Below are 17822 nucleotides of genomic sequence, written 5' to 3' on the forward strand. Positions count from 1 at the left end.
GCTCACGTGCGCTCGCTACTGTCCCCCACATGCCCAACCCCCTGAAGGACGATGGCCTCCTGATCCTCACCCGCGGCTACGACGCCGGCGCGGAGATCTGGAAGCGCGTGCGCGCCGGTGCCCGCGCGGCGCCGATGCGAGTGCTCGGCGACGACGCGATCTTCGTCCGCGGCAAGGAAGGCGTACGCCTCTTCTACGACGACCAGAGCGTGCGCCGCCACGGCGCGATGCCGAGCTTCATCCAGGAGTCGCTCTTCGGGCACGGCTCCGTGCACACGCTCGACGCCGCAGAGCACCGGCACCGCAAGGAGACGTTCCTCGGCCTCGCCTACGACGACGCGCAGGTCACCCGGCTCGAGCCGTTCCTGGAGCAGGAGTGGCGGCGCGAGCTCGACGACTGGCAGGCGGGCGGCGAGCGCACGGCCTACGACGCCGCGGTGGGCGCGATCGGCCGGGCGATGCAGGCGTGGGCGGGGCTGCCGGGCACCGCGGATGCGCGCACGCGATGGGCGCGCCGGCAGGCGCAGATCGTCGACGGCTTCGGCTCGCCCTACTCCCCCGAGTACCTGCTCACGATGCTGAACCGGGCCTGGTCGGACCGGCACGCGCGCGAGCTCATCGAGGCGGTGCGCGCAGGCACGCTCGAGGCGACGGCCGGCACCGCGCTCCACGCGTGGGCCTGGCACCGCGATCCTGACGGCGAGCTGCTCGACGCGCGCCTCGCGGGCATCGAGCTGCAGAACTCCTTCCGGCCCGCGATCGCGGTCGCGCGCTTCGTGGCGTTCGCCGCGAAGGAGCTGCACGAGCATCCCGACTGGCGGGCGCGGATCGCGGCCGAGGCGGCGGAGCGCGGCCGCCTCACGGGCGGACCGCTCGCGACCGCGTTCGCCCACGAGCTGCGCCGCACGGTGCCGTTCGTGCCGATGCTGCCCGCCGAGGCGATCCGCGACATCGAGCTCGACGGGCAGCGCGTGGACGCGGGCGGCAAGGTCTTCCTCGACGTGCTCGGCACCGATCTCGACGACGCGAGCTGGTCGACCGCTTCGACGTTCGACCCGGAGCGCTTCGTCGGCGTCGACGACTTCGAGTCGATCGAGGCCTTCGTGCCGCAGGGCGGCGGCCGCCCGAACTCCGGCCACCGCTGCCCGGGCGAGAAGGTGACGCTCTCGACCCTCACGAGCGCGATCGCCGCCCTCAGCGACCCCCGGGTGACGCTCTCGGGCGAGGGGCTCGAGGTCAGCCGGCGCCGCATGCCGACGAAGCCGGCCTCCGGCGGGCGCGTGCGCAGCGCAGCCGCCGAGCGCCCGGCGACGCGCGGGAAGTGCCCGTTCCACTGACCCGGCCGGATGCCCATCGCGCAAACTTGCACACGTCCGGCCGTCGGCGCGCTATCGTGCGGTGACATCCCACGAGGAGGTCGCCATGGCCCAGAAGCCCAGCGAGACCGGCATCCTGCGCACTGCGCCCGAGGCCGCGGCCCTGCCCGTCGAGCGCTCGCTCGACAGCTCGCGCCGGCCGGAGGCGACGGCTGCTGACCGGCGCCGCAGGCTCGTCGGCATCGTCATGCTCGCCGCCGGCCTCGTGCTGACGACCGGCGCGATGATCGCGCTCGGCACGCGCGTCGGCCCCACGGCCGAGGCGGTGCGCGGCACGGAGCTCGACGTTGTCGCGACCTTCTTCCTCGGCACCGACGGCTCCGCGCTGCAGCTCGTGCTCGCGATCGTGCTGCTCGTGCTCATCCCCGTCGGCATCGTCCTCGCCGTGGTCGGCTATCGCCGGGTCACCGACGACGGCCCCGCGCTCGCCGCGGTGCACATCTCGAGTTCCCCGAACGGCGTCATCAACCGCGTGCGGGGCACGGGCGGCCTCTAGCCGGCCTCGCCGCGCGCCGCGCGCGGCCGCGCGCCGCGGTCGCGGCGACGGAAGAGCGCGCCCGACAGGGTGTCGGCCTCGAGGCCCTCGAGCGTGCGGCCGCGCGTCTCTGGCACCTGCGTCGCGATGAAGGCGAGCGCCACCGCGCCGATGGCGGCGAACAGGAAGAACGTGCCGGTGATGCCGACCGCGTCGATGAGCGACGGGAAGGCCAGCGCGAGCGCGCCGTTCGCGGTCCAGTGCGCGAAGACGGCGACGCCGATGCCGAGTCCCCGCATGCGCAGCGGGAAGATCTCGGACAGGTAGACCCAGGTGGCGACGTTGAGGAACGTCTGCATCGAGCCGACGAACGCGACGACGAGCGCCAGGATCACGAACGGCCGCAGCGGGTCACCGGGCTCGAGCACCGTCGAGGCGACGCCGATGAGCACGTGGCACACGGTCGTGAGCGAGAAGCCGATGAGCAGGGTGCGGCGACGATCGATCCGGTCCATCATCCACAGGGCGATGATGCCGCCGACGACGGCGATGACACCCGGCGCGACGTTGGCGATGAGCGCGGCGGACTCCGAGAAGCCCGACCCCACGAGCACCGTCTGGCCGTAGTACATGATCGAGTTGATGCCGGTGAGCTGCTGGGCGACGCCCACACCGATGCCGACGAGCAGGATGCGCGTGAGCCAGCGGTTGGCGAGCACCGTGCGCAGCCCGGTCCAGCCGCGCGACTCCCGCTCGACCGAGCGCTCGACCGCCGCGAGCTCGGCGATCGCCCGCTCGGGCGCCCGCACGCTGCGGAGCACCGCGAGCGCGCGCTCGTGCCGGCCGTGCTCGGCGAGCCAGCGGGGCGATTCGGGCATGCGCAGCATGCCGACGAACAGGGCGACCGCGGGCAGCGCGCAGACGGCGAACATGACCCGCCACACGCCGTCGAGGTGGCCGAGCGTGCTGCCGATCACGGCGTTGACGAGGAAGGCGGCGAGCTGCCCCGAGACGATCGCGAGCTCGTTGCGGCCGGAGATCGAGCCGCGGATCTCGAAGGGGGCGAGCTCGGCGAGGTAGACCGGCACGACCGTCGAGGCGCCGCCGACCGCGAGCCCGAGCAGGACGCGGCCCACGACCAGCACCGCGAGGCCCGGCGCCGCGACGATGACGACGGTGCCGACGAAGAAGAGCACGGCGAGCGCCACGAGCGTCGAGCGGCGGCCGAACCGGTCGGATGCGCGTCCGCCGCCCAGCGCGCCGATCGCGGCGGCGAAGACGAGCGAGCTCGTGACGATGCCCTCGGCGAGCGCGTCGAGGCCGAGCTCCGCGCTCATGGGGCGCAGCGCGCCGTTGATGACGCCGGTGTCGTAGCCGAACAGCAGGCCGCCGAAGCACGCGACGATCGAGATGACGCCGAGGCGTCGCCGATGAGGACCCGGCGTCAGCGGCGGCAGGGTTGGCTCAGCCCCGACGGGCGGCGCGACAGCCACGATCGATCCTCCGGTCCCGTGCGGGTCCGCACCCGATCGATCATGCCCTGCCGCCGATGCTCTGTCGGCACCCGCTCTGTCGGCACCCGCTCGGGCGGACGCCCGCTAGAGGTCGTCGATGGGCTCGCCCTCGACGACGCCGCTCGCGTCGGACTCGGCGTCGAACGACCACTGCGCCGGCCGGGCCGCGCCCTGCGGGCCGACCCACAGCCCCGAGCCGCTGGGCTGCACGTCGACCACGACGGTGTCGCCGTCGCGCACCTCGCCGGCGAGCAGCGCGCGGGCCAGCCGGTCGTCGATCTCGCGCTGCATGAGCCTGCGCAGCGGCCGCGCGCCGTACATCGGGTCGTAGCCGCGCTCCCCCAGCCACTGCCTGGCCGCCTCGGTCACCTCGACGACGAGGCGCCGCTCGCGCAGCCGCCGGTCGAGACCGAGCACCTGGATGTCGACGATCGAGCCGAGCTCCTCCATCGAGAGCGAGTCGAAGATGACGATGTCGTCGAGGCGGTTGACGAACTCCGGCTTGAACGCGGCGCGCACCGCGCCCATCACCTCGTCGCGCGCCGTCTCGGGCGCGACCGTCGGGTCGGTGAGGTAGGCCGAGCCGAGGTTGGAGGTGAGGATGAGGATGGTGTTGCGGAAGTCGACGGTGCGGCCCTGGCCGTCGGTGAGCCTGCCGTCGTCGAGCACCTGCAGGAGCAGGTCGAAGACCTCCGGGTGCGCCTTCTCGACCTCGTCCATGAGGATCACGGAGTACGGGCGGCGCCGCACGGCCTCGGTGAGCTGGCCGCCCTGCTCGTAGCCGATGTACCCGGGAGGGGCGCCGACGAGGCGCGCGACCGAGTGCTTCTCGCCGTACTCCGACATGTCGATGCGCACGAGCGCCTTCTCGTCGTCGAACAGCAGCTCGGCGAGCGCCTTCGCGAGCTCGGTCTTGCCGACGCCGGTCGGGCCGAGGAAGAGGAAGGAGCCGGTGGGCTTGTCGGGGTCGGAGACGCCCGCGCGAGTGCGGCGCACCGCGTCCGCCACCGCCGTGACCGCCTCGCGCTGGCCGACCACGCGGTGCGCGAGCTCGCCCTCGAGCGCGAGCAGCTTCTCGGTCTCGCCCTGCAGCAGCCGCCCGACGGGGATGCCGGTCCAGGCCGCGACGACCGCGGCGATGTCGTCGGCCGTCACCTGGTCGCCGACCATCCGGGCGCCCGCCTCGGCGGCGCTGGTCTCGGCCTGCTTCAGCTGCGCCTCGATCTGCGGGATCTCGCCGTAGAGCAGGCGCGAGGCGCGCTCGAGGTCGCCCTCGCGCTGGGCGCGCTCGGCGCGGCTGCGCAGCTCGTCGAGCTGCTCGCGCAGCCCGCCGATGCGGTTGAGGCTCGCGCGCTCGGTCTGCCAGCGCGCATCGAGCTCGGACAGCTCGGCGCGCAGCCCGGCGAGCGTCTGCTCGAGCGCGGCGAGCCGCTCCTTCGACGCGTCGTCCCGCTCGCGCTTGAGGGCGAGCCGCTCGATCTCCATGCGGTCGACGGTGCGGCGCAGCTGGTCGATCTCGGTGGGGGCCGAGTCGATCTCCATGCGCAGCCGGCTCGCGGCCTCATCGATGAGGTCGATCGCCTTGTCGGGCAGCTGGCGGGCGGTGATGTAGCGGTTCGAGAGGGATGCGGCGGCGACGAGCGCGCTGTCGGCGATCGTCACCTTGTGGTGCGCCTCGTAGCGCTCCTTGAGCCCGCGCAGGATCGCGACGGTGTCCTCGACGCTCGGCTCGCCGACGTACACCTGCTGGAAGCGGCGCTCCATGGCCGCGTCCTTCTCGATGAACTCGCGGTACTCGTCGAGCGTCGTCGCGCCGATGAGGCGCAGCTCGCCGCGGGCGAGCATGGGCTTCAGCATGTTGCTCGCGCCCTGGCTGCCCTCGGCCGCGCCGGCGCCCATGATGATGTGCAGCTCGTCGATGAACGTGACGATGCGCCCCTCGGCCTTCGCGATCTCGGCGAGCACGTTCTTCATGCGCTCCTCGAAGTCGCCGCGGTACTTGCTGCCCGCGATCATGGCGTTGACGTCCAGGGAGACGAGCGACTTGCCCTTGAGGCTCTCGGGCACGTCGCCCGCGACGATGCGCTGCGCGAGGCCCTCGACGACGGCCGTCTTGCCCACGCCGGGCTCGCCGATGAGCACAGGGTTGTTCTTCGTGCGGCGCGACAGGACCTGGCTGATGCGGCGGATCTCGGCGTCGCGGCCGATCACCGGGTCGAGCCTGCCTGCTCGCGCGATCGCCGTCAGGTCGGTGCCGAACTGCTCGAGCGCCGACCGCTGGTCGTCCTGACCGGGCATCATGCCGCCCATCCGTGCCATCGAATCCCCCATCCGATCAAACTTGAGTGCTGTCGGCTCAAGTTTACTCCGGATGCTGGACGTTGGCTAGACGGCGGGCGTCGCCGGCGACGCGGCGGGCGTCGGCTGCAGCGCCATGAGCCACTCCGGGTGCGCAGGCTCACCGAACCCGTGGCGCCGGTAGAGCGCGTGTGCGTCGTGGGTCGCGAGCATGACGCGGCTCAGGCCCATGGGCTCGAGCGCCTCGAGCACCGCCCGCACGAGCGCGGAGCCGACCCCTCGCCCGCGCGCGGACGGCGCGACGTAGACGTCGCAGAGCCAGGCGAACGTCGCGCGGTCGGTCACGACGCGCGCGTAGCCCACGAGCTCGTCACCGTCGTCGGACCGCACGAGCGCGCCGAAGCTCAGCGACCCGCGGGCCGCGGCCTCGACCGTCTCGCGGGATCGCCCGAGCGCCCAGTAGGCGTCGGTCGAGAGCCAGCGGTGCACGACGTCGAGGTCGATGCGCGCGAGGTCGTCGGTGACGGTGATCGGGCCCATGCGCGAAGGCTAGCCCGGCCGAGCGCGGCCCCAGCCGAGCGCGGCTCCGAGCCGGGTGCGGTCGATCCGGCTACGCTCGCGGTGATCGCGGTGCACGACCCGACCGCCGGAGTCAGGAGCCCGCATGACGACCAGCCCGACCACCGCCTCGCCGATCCGCCGCGTCGTGCTCGTCGGCCGCGCGATCATCGCGATCGCGATCCTCGCAGCGGTGATCGGCCAGCTCATCACCTCGGTCGCCTTCTGGACCGCCCGCGGTGACGTATCCATCCCGCTCGACCTGCTGAACTTCTTCAGCTTCTTCACGATCGAGTCGAACGTGCTCGCCATGGTCGTGCTGGCGCTGCTGGTCGCGGCCCAGCTCGGCCGGCCCAGGATCGGGCGTCGCTTCGACGTGCTGCTGCTGTGCGCGACGACGTACATGGTCGTGACCGGCATCGTCTACAACGCGCTGCTGCGCGGCATCGAGCTGCCGCAGGGCGCGACGCTCGGCTGGTCGAACGAGGTGCTGCACCTCATCGCGCCGCTCTGGATGCTCATCGACTGGCTGCTCACCGCGGGCAAGCGCGAGGTCCGCTTCGCCGATCTGCGCATCGTCGCGATCTACCCCGTCCTGTGGCTCGTCTACACGCTGCTCCGCGGACCCGTCACCCTCGACCAGGCGAGCGGCCGGTCGTGGTGGTACCCGTACCCGTTCCTGGACCCGGCGACGCACGCGAACGGCTACGCCGGGGTGGCGGTGATGTGCCTCATCGTCGCAGCGACGGTGCTGCTCGGCGCGGCCGCGCTCGTCGCGTACGCGCGCTCGCGCCGCCGGTCGCTCGCGCCGCGGACGACGGACGCCGCGCGCGCCTAGCGACCGCCCCTCCGAGGTTCCTCTCTGCAGGCTCAGCACTGCGTCAGGAGTTCGTCAAGAGCGCCCGCTCGCCCCCGACGCGGACGACGCTAGGGATCCACGGCCCGCTCCCACCGCTGTCGACGGTCCGGGAGGTCGACGATGCACCTGATCCACCCAGCAGACGAGCGCGTGCGCCCGACGCCGCTGGCCGATCGCGTCGCCTGGCTGCGCCGGCTGTCCGGGCGCCGGTGGTTCAGGGTCGCGGTCCTCGCGGGTCTCGTGGCCGCCCTCGAGGTGCTGGTCCTCGAGGGCTGGATCCGAGGGGCCCGCGTGCCCCCGTGGGACTTCCTCGGCGCATACGCGCAGGAGGCGTACTGGTGGTGGGCGCACGGCGGCTTCTTCGACCCGGTGTCGTGGATCCCGGCGGTGCGGGGCGGCTATCCCTCGTCGCTCAGCCTGCAGAACAGCGCCTGGTACCTGCCGTACGGCGCCGTCGCCGCCGTCGTGCCGCTGACGCCGTGGGCCCTCGCGTTCCTCTCCGCCGTCCACGTCGCGTTCGGCAGCGTCGGCGCATACCTGCTGGTGCGCCGCCACGGCGTCTCGTTCCTCGCCGGCCTCTTCGCTGCAGCCGGGTGGTTCTTCGCCGTCGGCGCCTTCAGCAACGCCGAGCACCCCGACATCGCCCGCGGCTACGCGTGGCTGCCGTGGGTGCTGCTCGTCGCGTCGACGAGGTGGCCGTGGCGGCGCTGGTGGTCGATCCCGGTCGCGACGCTCGTGCTGTGGCAGGCGACATCCGGCGTCTACCCGGGGATGCTCGTCGCCTACGCGTGCATCGGCGCCGTCTGGGTGGTGCTGCAGCAGGTGCAGAGCCGCGCTCGGTTCGCCGACCTCCTGCTGCCGCTCGGGATCGGGATGGTCGCCGCGCTGCTCCTCAGCATGGTGCGCCTGCTGCCCTACGCGCTGGGCAACGACCTCAGCGGCGTGCGGGCGCCTGACGCGTCCGAGTGGTCGTGGTCGATGCTCCTCTCGCTGCAGTTCGGCTACGACTACGGCTTCTACCCGAACGACATCTCGATGCGCTCGTTCTTCATCCCCGCCGCGGTGCTGCTCGCCGCCCTCTTCGCGCGCCCCGGGTCACCGCTCACGCGGCTCGGGCTCGGCATCCTCATCCCCGCCGCGCTGCTCGGGCTGCCGCTGTTCCCGTGGTTCGACGCGCTGCAGCAGCTCCCCGGGCTGTCGCTCAGCCGCTTCACCATGAGCGACTTCAAGGTCTTCATGCTCTTCGGCGTGCTGCTGCTCGCGGCCTCGGCGGTCGACGGCTTCGTGCGGCACCGCGCCCCCCTCCCCTGGCAGCGGACGCGCGTGGCCGCCGCCGCGGCCGTCGTCGTGCTGCTCGCCGTCGGCGGGCTGCTTGCCCGCATCGACCTGCGCGACTACGCCCTGACCCTCGCGGTGCTCGTCGCCTCCGCGGCGCTCGTGCTCGCCGTGAGCAGCGGCCGGCGCGACCTCGCGGCGCTGCTGATCGTCGGCGTCGTCGCATCCGGCGGCCTGTGGGCCTACTCGAACCGCGGGCCGTGGCGGACGGACCGGGTGGAGGCCGAGCTCGGCCGGTTCGACGGCCTCGTCGGGGAGCTCGTCGCAGCGACCGAGCCGCAGGCCGGCGACCGGCGACCGGGACGCACCCCGCTGCCCGCGGACGTCGACCTCGACGGCATCCGGAGCACCGAGTGGAACGTGGCCTACTACACCGGCGAGGCGGCGCTCGGCGGGTACCTCAACCTCAAGGGCAACACCTACTTCGAGGCGCTGCGGTCCGCGATCAGCGAGGGCGATCGCGCGGAGCAGCTGCTCGCCTTCCTCTCCCGCCCCGGCACGGCGATCACCGCGGCCGCCTTCGACGAGGGATGCGCGGAGGAGGCGTGCGGAGGCGTGCGGGTCACGCCGGTCGCGTACGAGCCGGAGCGCCTCGAGTACGAGCTGCAGGCGACGACGGCCGGCGCGGTCGTCCTGAACGAGCCGTACTACCGCGGCTGGCAGGCGGCCGTGTGCGCGATCGACGCGTGCGCGACGAGCGCGCCGACGGCGACCGACGGCCTCGTGACGGTCGACGTGCCCGAGGGCGAGTCGCGCCTGACGCTGACCTACGCCACGCCGGGGCTCGGCACCGGCTGGCTGCTGTTCTGGGCCGGAGCGGTCATCGCCGCGCTCGCGCCCGCGATCCTGTGGTTCTCGCGTCGGCGCCGCGCCGGCCCGGACGGTCGAGGAGAGATCGATGCCTGACGTGGTGCGCTTCAACGACCTCCGACGCGGGCTGCAGAGCACCGCACCCGGGGTGCGCGACGCCATCGAGGAGGTGCTCGCCTCCGGCTGGTTCGTGCTCGGCCCGCAGCACGACGCCTTCGAGCGCGAGCTCGCCGCCTCGCTCGACATCGCGGCCGCTGCGGGCGTCGGCAATGGCACCGACGCCCTGCAGCTCGCGCTCCAGGCGGTGGGCGCGCGGCCCGGGACCGCGGTCATCACCGTCGCGAACGCCGGCGGCTACACGTCGACCGCGACCCGCGCGATCGGCGCGACCCCCTGGTACGCGGATGTCGATCCGGCGACGCTGCAGGCCACCCCGGCGACGGTGAACGCTGCGCTCCGGAGCGCGCCGATGCCCGTGAGCGCGATCGTCGTCACGCACCTGTTCGGGCAGATGGCCGACGCCCGGGGCATCGTCGAGGCCGCCAACGGCGTGCCCGTCGTCGAGGACTGCGCGCAGGCGATGGGCGCCCGCAGCGACGGCCGGGCCGCGGGCACGTTCGGCACCGTCGCCACGACGAGCTTCTACCCGACGAAGAACCTCGGCGCCGTCGGCGACGGCGGCGCCGTCTTCAGCGACGACGTCGAGCTCGTCGCGCGCATCCGCCAGCTGCGGCAGTACGGCTGGTCGTCGAAGTACCGCTCGTCGGCGGCCGGGGGCCGCAACTCCCGCCTCGACGAGCTGCAGGCCGCGGTCCTGCGGCGCCTGCTGCCCGCGCTCGACGCCGACGTCGCCCGTCGTCGCGAGATCCACGCGCGCTACGAGGCGGCGGCGAGCGGGCGCATCCGGATGGTCAACCGCGCGACCCCCTCCTATGCGGGCCACCTCGCGGTCGTCGTCGTCGACGACCGGCAGCGGGTGACCGCGATCCTCGACGACCACGGCATCGGGCACGACATCCACTACCCGCTCCCCGACCACCACCAGCCGATCGCCGAGCCGGAAGCGCCGCCGCTGCCGGTCACCGAGTGGGCGAGCGAGCACATCATCAGCGTCCCGCTCTACGCGGGGCTCACCGACGACGAGCAGGCGCGCGTCGTCGCCGCGCTCCACGAGATGTCGTGACGCCATGGCCCCGCGGTACTCCATCGTCATCCCCGTCTACAAGAACGAGGAGACGATCCCGAGCCTCTTCGCGCGGCTCCGCGACCTGTCGACCCGCTGGCGCGACCTCGAGGTCGTGCTCGTCGTCGACGGCTCGCCGGATCGCTCAGCCGACGTCATCCGCGCCGAGCTCACCGACGCCCCGTTCTCGGTGCAGCTCGTCGAGCACTCCAGGAACTTCGGGTCGTTCGAGGCCATCCGCTCGGGGCTCGCGGTCGTCAGGGGCGACTACGTCGGCGTCATGGCGGCCGACCTGCAGGAGCCGACGTCGCTCGTCGAGGAGTTCTTCACCATCCTCGAGGCCGGCGACTGGGACGTCGCGGTGGGCACGAGGCAGTCGCGCGACGACCCGGGCTCGTCGAAGCTGCTCTCCGGCACCTACTGGTCGCTCTACCGCCGGCTGATCCAGCCCGAGATGCCCAAGGGCGGCATCGACATCTTCGGCTGCACGCGCGAGGTCGCCGCCCGGCTCGTCGCGCTCGAGGAGTCGCACTCGAGCCTCGTCGGACTCCTCCTGTGGGTCGGCTACCGGCGGGTCGAGGTGCCCTATGCCCGCGTGGCGCGCGAGCACGGCAAGAGCGGCTGGTCGCTGCGCCGGAAGATCGGCTACTTCCTCGACAGCTCGTTCTCGTTCACGAACGCGCCCATCACGGTGATCACGCTCGTCGGCATCCTCGGCACCGTCACGACGATCGTCATCGCGCTCACGGTGTTCATCTCCTGGGCGCTCGGCAGGATCCCGGTCGAGGGCTTCACCGCGCTCATGCTCGTCAACCTCGGGGGCACGGGCGCGATCCTCATCGCGCTCGGCGTGATCGGCAGCTACGTGCGACGCGGGTTCGACAACTCGAAGCGGCGCCCGCACGCGATCGTGGCACGCAGGACGGAGTTCGAGCGATGAGCCGCGAGCTCGGGAGGCAGGCCGTGCGCTTCCTCCTCGTCGGCGGCCTCAACGTCGCCGTGAGCTACGGCATCTTCATCCTGCTGGGCCTCGTGGTCGCGCCTTGGATCGCGTACACGGCGGGCTACCTGGCCGGCCTCGCGCTCGTCACCGCCATGACGCCGCGCTTCGTGTTCGGCACCGGCGCCAGCTGGCGACGGATGGGCGCGTTCGTCGCCGTCTACGTCGTCGTCTACATGGTGGGCCGGCTCATCGTCGCACTGACGGATCCCGTCGGACTGGTCGAGCTGCTGCTCACCAGCGGGATCCTGCTGGCCGTGACCGTGCCCCTCAGCTTCCTCGCAGGACGGCTCCTGTTCCTGCGACCGCGGCATCGACTGGGAAAGGTGGACTCGTGAACCACTTCGTGCACGAGCGGGGCATCTGCGAGAGCGAGCGGGTCGGCGACCGCACGACCATCTGGGCGTTCGCGCACGTGCTGCCGGGCGCCGTCATCGGCGCCGACTGCAATCTCAACGACGGCGTCTTCGTCGAGAACGACGTCGTCATCGGCGACCGCGTGACGCTCAAGTGCGGCGTGCAGATCTGGGACGGCATCCGGCTGGAGGACGACGTCTTCGTCGGGCCGAACGCGACCTTCACGAACGATCGCTTCCCGCGCAGCAAGCAGCGGCCCGACGCCTACCCGCAGACCGTCGTCGAGCACGGCGCATCCATCGGCGGCAACGCGACGATCCTGCCGGGCATCCGGATCGGCAGCCACGCGATGGTCGGCGCCGGCAGCGTCGTGACGCGCGACGTGCCGTCGTACGCGATCGTCGCGGGCAACCCGGCCCGCATCATCGGGTACGCCGACACCGAGACGATCGGGCCGATCCACGCGGCGCCGGGATCCATCAACCACGCGATCGCCGACGGCGGCTTCGGGCTCATCGAGCTGCAGCACGCCATCGACCTCCGCGGCTCGCTCTCGGCCGTGGAGTTCGCGGCGGGGCTGCCGTTCCCACCGAAGCGCATGTTCATCGTCTACGACGTGCCCACGCGCTACGCCCGCGGCGCGCACGCCCACCGCGCGTGCCACCAGTTCCTGATCTGCGTGAAGGGCTCGGTGCACGCCATCGCCGACGACGGCACGAAGCGCCGCGAGTACCTGCTCGACGCGCCCGACATCGGGCTCTACATGCAGCCGCTCACCTGGGGCACGCAGTACGCCTACAGCCCCGACGCCGTGCTCGTCGTGCTGGCCTCGCACGAGTACGACAACGCCGACTACATCCGCGAGTACGACGAGTTCCTCAGCATCGTGGCGGGTGCGCCCAGCCCGGCGAGCCAGGTGTCGTGATTCCAGCGCAGCTGTCCTGACGGCGCCGCCGCACGCGGACGACCGCCGCGTCGCCATCGGGCGGGCGGCGGTCGTCGCGCAGGATCAGCGCTCGGCGGAGAGCACCGCGAGGTCCTCGGCGAGCTCGACGTCGACGTCGTCGCCGTCGACGGCGACCTCCACCTCGTAGCGCACCTGGTCGTCCTCGGTCTCGATCGAGGTCACCGTGCCGCCGCCCGCCGCCGCGACGGCGGCGTCGATGATCCCGGCGATGCGCGAGGGGTCGAGCGGCACGTCGCTCGAGCGGTCGTCGTCGTCGTCGTCCTCGCGGACCACCGCGTCGCCCGAGACGGGCACGCGCACGTCGAGCTCGCTGCCGTCGTCGAGCCGGACGTCGACCTTCCAGGCGCCCTGCTCGACCTCGATGCTCGTCGCCGAGCCGCCGCCGGCGGCGGCGATCGCCGCGTCGATGGCGGCGACGAGGTCGGATGCCTCGGCCGATGCCGCACCGCCGGCGGGCGCGTCGTCGTCGCCGGGCTCGGCGCTGGCGCTCGGGCCGTCGGTCGCGCTCGGGGCATCGGTCGAGGTCGGGTCGTCGGTCGAGGTCGGGTCGCTCGACGCGCTCGGCGCCGGGGCCGATGCGAGCGGCGCCGACGAGGCGGAGGGCGAGGGGTCGTCGCCGTCGTCGACCGCGTCGGCGATCGTCATGCCGACGCCGGCGACGGCGAGCACGGTGAGGGCGGCCGCCGAGCCGATGAGCACGGGCTTGAGGATGCCGCGACCCCGCTTGGGGGCGCCGGCCGGGGCCGCCTCGTGGATGCGGGTGGTGGCGTCGGCGTCGCGCAGCGCGGCGTCGCCGGTCGCGGGGTCGCGGGGGGCCGGGTCGTTGGCGGCGATGGCGTCGGCGTGCTGGCCGTCGCCGTCCTGGCCGTGGGGCTGCTGGGGGTCGCGGGGAGTCTCGTTCATGGGCCTCACCTTCCTCGACCACCGCTGACGCGCGTCTGAACGATGCTGAACACCGCTTCAGGATCGATCGGTCGCGACCGGGAGCTCGAGCACGAAGCGCGCACCGCCCGAGGGCGAGGCGGTGATCCAGGCGTCGCCGCCGTGTGCCCTCGCGACCTCGCGCACGATCGCGAGGCCGAGACCGGAGCCGCCGTCGTCGCGCGCCCGCCCCTCGTCGAGCCGCACGAAGCGCTCGAACACGCGCTCGCGCTCCGACTCCGGCACGCCGGCCCCGTCGTCGTCGACCCACACCATCGCGCGCCCGTCGCGCACGACCGAGCCGAGCGCGACGGCGTCCCGCGCATGGCGGAGGGCGTTGTCGACGAGGTTGCGGAGCGCCCGGGCGAGCAGCCGCGCGTCGCCGACGACCGGCGCGACGCGCACCGCCGAGCCGTCGGCCACGCGCCCGAGGGCGCGCACCCGCTCCACCTCCGTGAGCGCGAGGTCGTCGAGGTCGACGGGCCGCCGCTGGCCGGCCTCGTGCTCGTCGAGCCGGGCGAGCAGCAGCAGCCCCTCGACGATGCCGTGCATCCGCTCGCCCTCCTCGAGCACGACGTCGGCGAGCTCGCCGGGCGCGGTCGAGTCGGGATGCGCGCGGGACAGCTCGGCGAACTGCCGCATCGACGCGAGCGGCGAGCGCAGCTCGTGTGAGGCGTCGGCGACGAACCGCCGCCGCGCCCTCGCGCCCTCCTCGACGCGCGCGAGCATCCGGTTCATGGTCGCGGCGAGGCGGTCGACCTCGTCGTCGCGGCCGCTCGTCGGCACGCGGCGGTCGAGCGCGGTCGCGTCGATCGCGTCGACCTGCGCGCGCATCCGATCGACCGGCGCGAGGGCACGGCCCACGACGATCCAGACGACCGTCCCGACGAGCACGATCGCGAGCGGCACGGCGATCATGAGCAGCGAGGTCGCGAGCCGCGCGGCGTCGTCGATGTCGGCCGCCGAGCGCGCGACGACGATCGTGCCGGCCGTGACCTCCTGGGCGACGACGACGTAGCGCTCGCCCTCCACGGTCGCCTCGAGCGGCTCCGCGCCGGGCGGCACCGGCACGGCGGTCGCCCGGTCGGCGTTCACCACAACGCCGGTGGCGGAGCGCAGGGCGACGAGCACGTCGTCGTCGCGCTGCACGAGCGCCGCGGTCTGGATCGTGCCGGCGTCGACGCCGTCGGCGAGGGCCGCGAGCTCGTCGCCGAGCTGCTCGGCGACGGAGGCGGTGAGCAGCCGGTCGAGCGACCACACGATGCCGACCGCGCCGAGCCCGAGCGCGACCGCGACGACCGCGAGCGCGGCAGCCGTGATCCGGAGGCGGATGGACGCGCCTTGCGGCGGTGGGCGGTCCGCGTCAGCCACCGTCGGCCGCCAGCCGGTAGCCGGCGCCGCGCACCGTCTGGATGGCATCCCTGCCGAACGGCCGGTCGACCTTGCGCCGGATCCTGCCGACGTAGACCTCGACGATGTTGGGGTCGCCCTCGAAGTCCTCCGACCAGACGTCGTCGAGCAGCTCGGCCTTCGTCACCGCCTCGCCCCGACGGCGCATGAGCAGCTCGAGCACCGCGAGCTCCCGCGCCGTCAGCTCGACCTCGGTGTCGCCGCGGTGCACCGTGCGCGCGGCCGGGTCGAGCCGCAGGTCGCCCGCCTCGAGCACCACCGGCCGCTCGCGCGCGCCGCGCCGCACGAGCGCGCGGATGCGGGCGACGAGCACCGGGAACGAGAACGGCTTCGTGAGCCAGTCGTCGCCGCCGGTGTCGAGGCCCTCGACCTCATCCCACTCGCCGTCCTTCGCGGTGAGGAAGAGCACGGGCGTCCAGTTGCCCTCCGCGCGCATCGTCTGGCAGACCCGGTAGCCGCTCATGCCGGGCATCATCACGTCGAGCAGCACGACGTCGTAGGCGAACTCCCGCACGCGCCAGAGGCCGTCGACGCCGTCGTGGGCGACGTCGACGGTCATGCCCTCTGCGCGGAGCCCGCGCTGGATGCCGTCGGCCAGCCGCACCTCGTCGTCGACCAGGAGCACCCGCATGCGTCGAGCATGCCGCCTGGCGACTGACGCGGCGCTGAACGACGCCGGTCGACGCGGGCGGGTCGGCCGATCTGGGATGATGGAGCCCATGCCTGCCGTCGCCGAGCCCCTCGCGCGGGTCGTGCTCATCGGCGGGGCCTCGGGCTCGGGCAAGTCGCGCATCGCCGAGCGCTCCGGGCTGCCGGTGCTGCGGCTCGACGACTTCTACCGCGAGGGCGACGACCCCGCGCTGCCGCGGCTCGAGACCGGCGAGGTCGACTGGGACCACCCCGGCTCGTGGCACCTCGATCGGGCGGCGGACGCCCTCGAGCAGCTCGCGCGCACCGGCCGCACGAGCGCGCCCGTCTACGACATCTCGCGCAGCGCGACCGTCGGCAGCCGCGACGTCACGCTCGACGGCGCCACGCTCTTCGTCGCCGAGGGCGTCTTCGTCGGCGAGGTCGTGGCCGAGGCGCGCCGCCGCGGCATCCTCGCCGACGCGCTCTGCGTGCACCGCTCCCGCTGGGTGACGATGGGGCTGCGGTTCGCGCGCGACCTCCGCGAGCGCCGCAAGAGCCCCGCGTTCCTCGTGCGCCGCGGCATGCTGCTCGCGCGCCGCGAGCCCGTGATCGTCGCCCGCCTGACCGACGCGGGGTGCCGCCCGGTGCGGGTCCGCGCCGCGAGGCGGATCCTCGCGCGGAGCGCCGGGCGCGCCTGACCGCTCAGCCCTCGACCTGGACCTCCTTGCCGTCGACGATGGCGTAGGTCGCGGTGCGGAACGGCGCCGGGGTGAGCGTCATCGCCACCGCGCCGCTGTCGGCGATGCGCACATCCGTGACGTCGAAGCCCGACGGCTGCGCGACGTCGTCGAAGAGCCGCTTGCCGGGGCCGACGATGGTCGGGAAGACGATGAGCCGCAGCTCGTCGAGGAGACCCTCGGCGATCAGCGTCTGCAGCAGCTGCCACGAGCCGTGCACCTGCAGCTCGCCGTCGCCGCCCTCCTTGAGCGCGCGGATGCGCGCGACGACGTCGTCGCCGATGACCGACTCCGTGCCGCCCCACGTCGCGTCCTCGGGCCGGAGCGTCGTCGAGACGACGTGCTTCGGCGCGGTGTTGAGGCGCTGGGCGACGGGATCGTCGGGGTCGGTCACCTGCGGCCAGTAGTCGGCCATCATCCCGTAGGTGACGCGGCCGAAGAGCAGCGCGTCGGTCTTCGCGAACCACCCCGTGACGACCTCGCCGACGGTCTCGTCGAACGCCGGGGCCACCCATCCGCCGTAGCGGAAGCCACCGGAGGTGTCCTCCTCCGCCCCGCCCGGCCCCTGCATCACGCCGTCCAGCGTCATGAACTCGTGCGCGATCAGTCGCATCTGCGCCCCCTCGGTGTCGGTCGCGTCGGCATCGGCGCCAGCCGCGATCCCATCGAGCATGCGGGGCACCCGGACCCTTCGCAAGGGGTCAGATGCTGCCGAGAGGTCGCTGAGAACGGCTGGCACTCTCCTACCGAGAGTGCTAATCTGGCGTCGCTCCGCGGGGCACGCCCCGAGGGGCTGCCTAAGACACCGGGGACCGTCGCATGGGGGCGACGGCCCGACGTTGAGGAGGTGGTTGTCAATGGCACTGACCTTCGACCCGTTCCGCGAGATGGACCGGATGGCCGCCCGCCTGCTGACGAGCGGAGGCACCGAGCGCTCGTCGAGCTGGATGCCCATGGACCTCTACCGCGCGGGTGATCACTACATCGTGAACGTCGACCTGCCGGGCGTCGACCCCGGCTCGATCGACCTCGACGTGGACGCCAACACGCTGACGATCCAGGCCGAGCGCACGATCGGCGCGGCTGACGGAGCGCAGTGGCTCGCGCAGGAGCGGCCGGCCGGTCGCTACATGCGCCAGCTGGGCCTCGGCAACGACGTCGACCTCGAGCGCATCGAGGCGACGTACGAGCACGGCGTGCTCATGCTGACGATCCCGGTCGCCGAGCGCGCGAAGCCGCGCAAGATCTCGGTCGAGCAGCGCGACCGCCGGTCGCAGCTGAGCGCCGGCGGCTCGGACGAGACCGCTGACGCGTCGCCGCCCTCGGAGTCGGCGAGCACCGGCGCCTGACCTGGCGCAGCGGCGCCTGCCGCAGCGGCGCATCCACGCAGCG

The 17822-nt window shown here is 73.2% G+C and carries 17 protein-coding genes; 10 read left to right on the plus strand and 7 right to left on the minus strand.

Annotation, left to right across the window (positions count from 1 at the left end):
- The first annotated feature begins 29 nt into the window (after window positions 1-29).
- On the plus strand, window positions 30-1337 hold the full coding sequence (locus tag EDD26_RS03810; RefSeq protein WP_123696491.1) for a cytochrome P450: 1308 nt from the start codon (window positions 30-32) through the stop codon (window positions 1335-1337).
- 85 nt (window positions 1338-1422) lie between these two features.
- Window positions 1423-1872, plus strand: a complete 450-nt coding sequence (locus tag EDD26_RS03815; protein ID WP_123696492.1) for a hypothetical protein — start codon at window positions 1423-1425, stop codon at window positions 1870-1872.
- Here EDD26_RS03815 and EDD26_RS03820 read toward each other — a convergent pair.
- The 3 genes from EDD26_RS03820 to EDD26_RS03830 form a co-directional block, all read right to left on the minus strand.
- Window positions 1869-3344, minus strand: coding sequence for a sugar porter family MFS transporter (locus EDD26_RS03820; protein WP_123696493.1), 1476 nt, complete (start codon window positions 3342-3344; stop codon window positions 1869-1871). The two genes, EDD26_RS03815 and EDD26_RS03820, sit on opposite strands and share 4 nt — an antisense overlap.
- A gap of 105 nt (window positions 3345-3449) precedes the next feature.
- A complete protein-coding gene (locus EDD26_RS03825; RefSeq protein ID WP_425453398.1) occupies window positions 3450-5684 on the minus strand; it encodes an ATP-dependent Clp protease ATP-binding subunit in 2235 nt (744 codons plus the stop codon).
- 66 nt (window positions 5685-5750) lie between these two features.
- Window positions 5751-6203 (minus strand): GNAT family N-acetyltransferase, encoded by a 453-nt coding sequence (locus EDD26_RS03830; protein ID WP_123696495.1) that lies wholly within the window; start codon window positions 6201-6203, stop codon window positions 5751-5753.
- Window positions 6204-6327: 124 nt separating this feature from the next.
- Here EDD26_RS03830 and EDD26_RS03835 point away from each other — a divergent pair, with 124 nt between their 5' ends.
- The 6 genes from EDD26_RS03835 to EDD26_RS14980 all read left to right on the plus strand — a co-directional run bounded on the left by EDD26_RS03835 (window position 6328) and on the right by EDD26_RS14980 (window position 12690).
- A complete protein-coding gene (locus tag EDD26_RS03835) occupies window positions 6328-7059 on the plus strand; it encodes a Pr6Pr family membrane protein (RefSeq protein WP_123696496.1) in 732 nt (243 codons plus the stop codon).
- A gap of 141 nt (window positions 7060-7200) precedes the next feature.
- Window positions 7201-9321, plus strand: coding sequence for a YfhO family protein (locus EDD26_RS03840; protein WP_148058690.1), 2121 nt, complete (start codon window positions 7201-7203; stop codon window positions 9319-9321).
- Window positions 9314-10408, plus strand: a complete 1095-nt coding sequence (locus EDD26_RS03845; RefSeq protein ID WP_123696498.1) for a DegT/DnrJ/EryC1/StrS family aminotransferase — start codon at window positions 9314-9316, stop codon at window positions 10406-10408. The genes EDD26_RS03840 and EDD26_RS03845 overlap by 8 nt, the downstream gene beginning before the upstream one ends.
- Window positions 10409-10412: 4 nt before the next feature.
- Entirely contained in the window at window positions 10413-11348 is a 936-nt protein-coding gene (locus EDD26_RS03850) for a glycosyltransferase family 2 protein (RefSeq protein ID WP_123696499.1), read from the plus strand.
- Entirely contained in the window at window positions 11345-11746 is a 402-nt protein-coding gene (locus EDD26_RS03855; protein WP_123696500.1) for a GtrA family protein, read from the plus strand. The genes EDD26_RS03850 and EDD26_RS03855 overlap by 4 nt, the downstream gene beginning before the upstream one ends.
- A complete protein-coding gene (locus tag EDD26_RS14980) occupies window positions 11743-12690 on the plus strand; it encodes a WxcM-like domain-containing protein (protein ID WP_123696501.1) in 948 nt (315 codons plus the stop codon). The genes EDD26_RS03855 and EDD26_RS14980 overlap by 4 nt, the downstream gene beginning before the upstream one ends.
- Before the next feature lie 84 nt (window positions 12691-12774).
- On the opposite strand, the gene EDD26_RS03865 is transcribed toward EDD26_RS14980, so the two are convergent.
- The 3 genes from EDD26_RS03865 to EDD26_RS03875 are packed head-to-tail and all read right to left on the minus strand — an operon-like array spanning window position 12775 to window position 15694.
- A complete protein-coding gene (locus tag EDD26_RS03865) occupies window positions 12775-13635 on the minus strand; it encodes a hypothetical protein (RefSeq protein WP_123696502.1) in 861 nt (286 codons plus the stop codon).
- Window positions 13636-13692: 57 nt separating this feature from the next.
- Window positions 13693-15024 (minus strand): sensor histidine kinase, encoded by a 1332-nt coding sequence (locus EDD26_RS03870; RefSeq protein WP_245989739.1) that lies wholly within the window; start codon window positions 15022-15024, stop codon window positions 13693-13695.
- A complete protein-coding gene (locus EDD26_RS03875; RefSeq protein ID WP_123696504.1) occupies window positions 15017-15694 on the minus strand; it encodes a response regulator transcription factor in 678 nt (225 codons plus the stop codon). The genes EDD26_RS03870 and EDD26_RS03875 overlap by 8 nt, the downstream gene beginning before the upstream one ends.
- Before the next feature lie 88 nt (window positions 15695-15782).
- On the opposite strand from EDD26_RS03875, the gene EDD26_RS03880 reads away from it, so the two are divergent.
- The gene (locus EDD26_RS03880; RefSeq protein ID WP_123696505.1) at window positions 15783-16391 is read left to right on the plus strand and encodes a uridine kinase family protein; all 609 of its coding nucleotides are present in this window, start codon (window positions 15783-15785) and stop codon (window positions 16389-16391) included.
- Window positions 16392-16395: 4 nt separating this feature from the next.
- Here the strand turns inward: EDD26_RS03880 and EDD26_RS03885 are convergent, their stop codons facing one another.
- Window positions 16396-17103 (minus strand): dihydrofolate reductase family protein, encoded by a 708-nt coding sequence (locus EDD26_RS03885; protein ID WP_245990022.1) that lies wholly within the window; start codon window positions 17101-17103, stop codon window positions 16396-16398.
- A 184-nt stretch (window positions 17104-17287) separates the two neighbouring features.
- Between EDD26_RS03885 and EDD26_RS03890 the strand changes: the two genes are divergently transcribed.
- Complete coding sequence (locus tag EDD26_RS03890) at window positions 17288-17779, plus strand: Hsp20/alpha crystallin family protein (protein ID WP_123696506.1); 492 nt, start codon at window positions 17288-17290, stop codon at window positions 17777-17779.
- The last annotated feature ends 43 nt before the right edge of the window (window positions 17780-17822 follow it).

It is taken from the genome of Agrococcus jenensis, from assembly GCF_003752465.1.
GTDB classification, from domain to species: domain Bacteria; phylum Actinomycetota; class Actinomycetes; order Actinomycetales; family Microbacteriaceae; genus Agrococcus; species Agrococcus jenensis.

Coding starts and splice junctions, on each gene's coding strand:
- EDD26_RS03810 (WP_123696491.1), top strand. CDS start 30: ATGCCCAACCCCCTGAAGGACGATGGCCTCCTGATCCTCACCCGCGGC.
- EDD26_RS03830 (WP_123696495.1), bottom strand. CDS start 6,203: ATGGGCCCGATCACCGTCACCGACGACCTCGCGCGCATCGACCTCGAC.
- EDD26_RS03825 (WP_425453398.1), bottom strand. CDS start 5,684: ATGGCACGGATGGGCGGCATGATGCCCGGTCAGGACGACCAGCGGTCG.
- EDD26_RS03835 (WP_123696496.1), top strand. CDS start 6,328: ATGACGACCAGCCCGACCACCGCCTCGCCGATCCGCCGCGTCGTGCTC.
- EDD26_RS03840 (WP_148058690.1), top strand. CDS start 7,201: ATGCACCTGATCCACCCAGCAGACGAGCGCGTGCGCCCGACGCCGCTG.
- EDD26_RS03855 (WP_123696500.1), top strand. CDS start 11,345: ATGAGCCGCGAGCTCGGGAGGCAGGCCGTGCGCTTCCTCCTCGTCGGC.
- EDD26_RS03875 (WP_123696504.1), bottom strand. CDS start 15,694: ATGCGGGTGCTCCTGGTCGACGACGAGGTGCGGCTGGCCGACGGCATC.
- EDD26_RS03885 (WP_245990022.1), bottom strand. CDS start 17,103: ATGCTCGATGGGATCGCGGCTGGCGCCGATGCCGACGCGACCGACACC.
- EDD26_RS03850 (WP_123696499.1), top strand. CDS start 10,413: ATGGCCCCGCGGTACTCCATCGTCATCCCCGTCTACAAGAACGAGGAG.
- EDD26_RS03890 (WP_123696506.1), top strand. CDS start 17,288: ATGGCACTGACCTTCGACCCGTTCCGCGAGATGGACCGGATGGCCGCC.
- EDD26_RS03880 (WP_123696505.1), top strand. CDS start 15,783: ATGCCTGCCGTCGCCGAGCCCCTCGCGCGGGTCGTGCTCATCGGCGGG.
- EDD26_RS03845 (WP_123696498.1), top strand. CDS start 9,314: ATGCCTGACGTGGTGCGCTTCAACGACCTCCGACGCGGGCTGCAGAGC.
- EDD26_RS03865 (WP_123696502.1), bottom strand. CDS start 13,635: ATGAACGAGACTCCCCGCGACCCCCAGCAGCCCCACGGCCAGGACGGC.
- EDD26_RS03815 (WP_123696492.1), top strand. CDS start 1,423: ATGGCCCAGAAGCCCAGCGAGACCGGCATCCTGCGCACTGCGCCCGAG.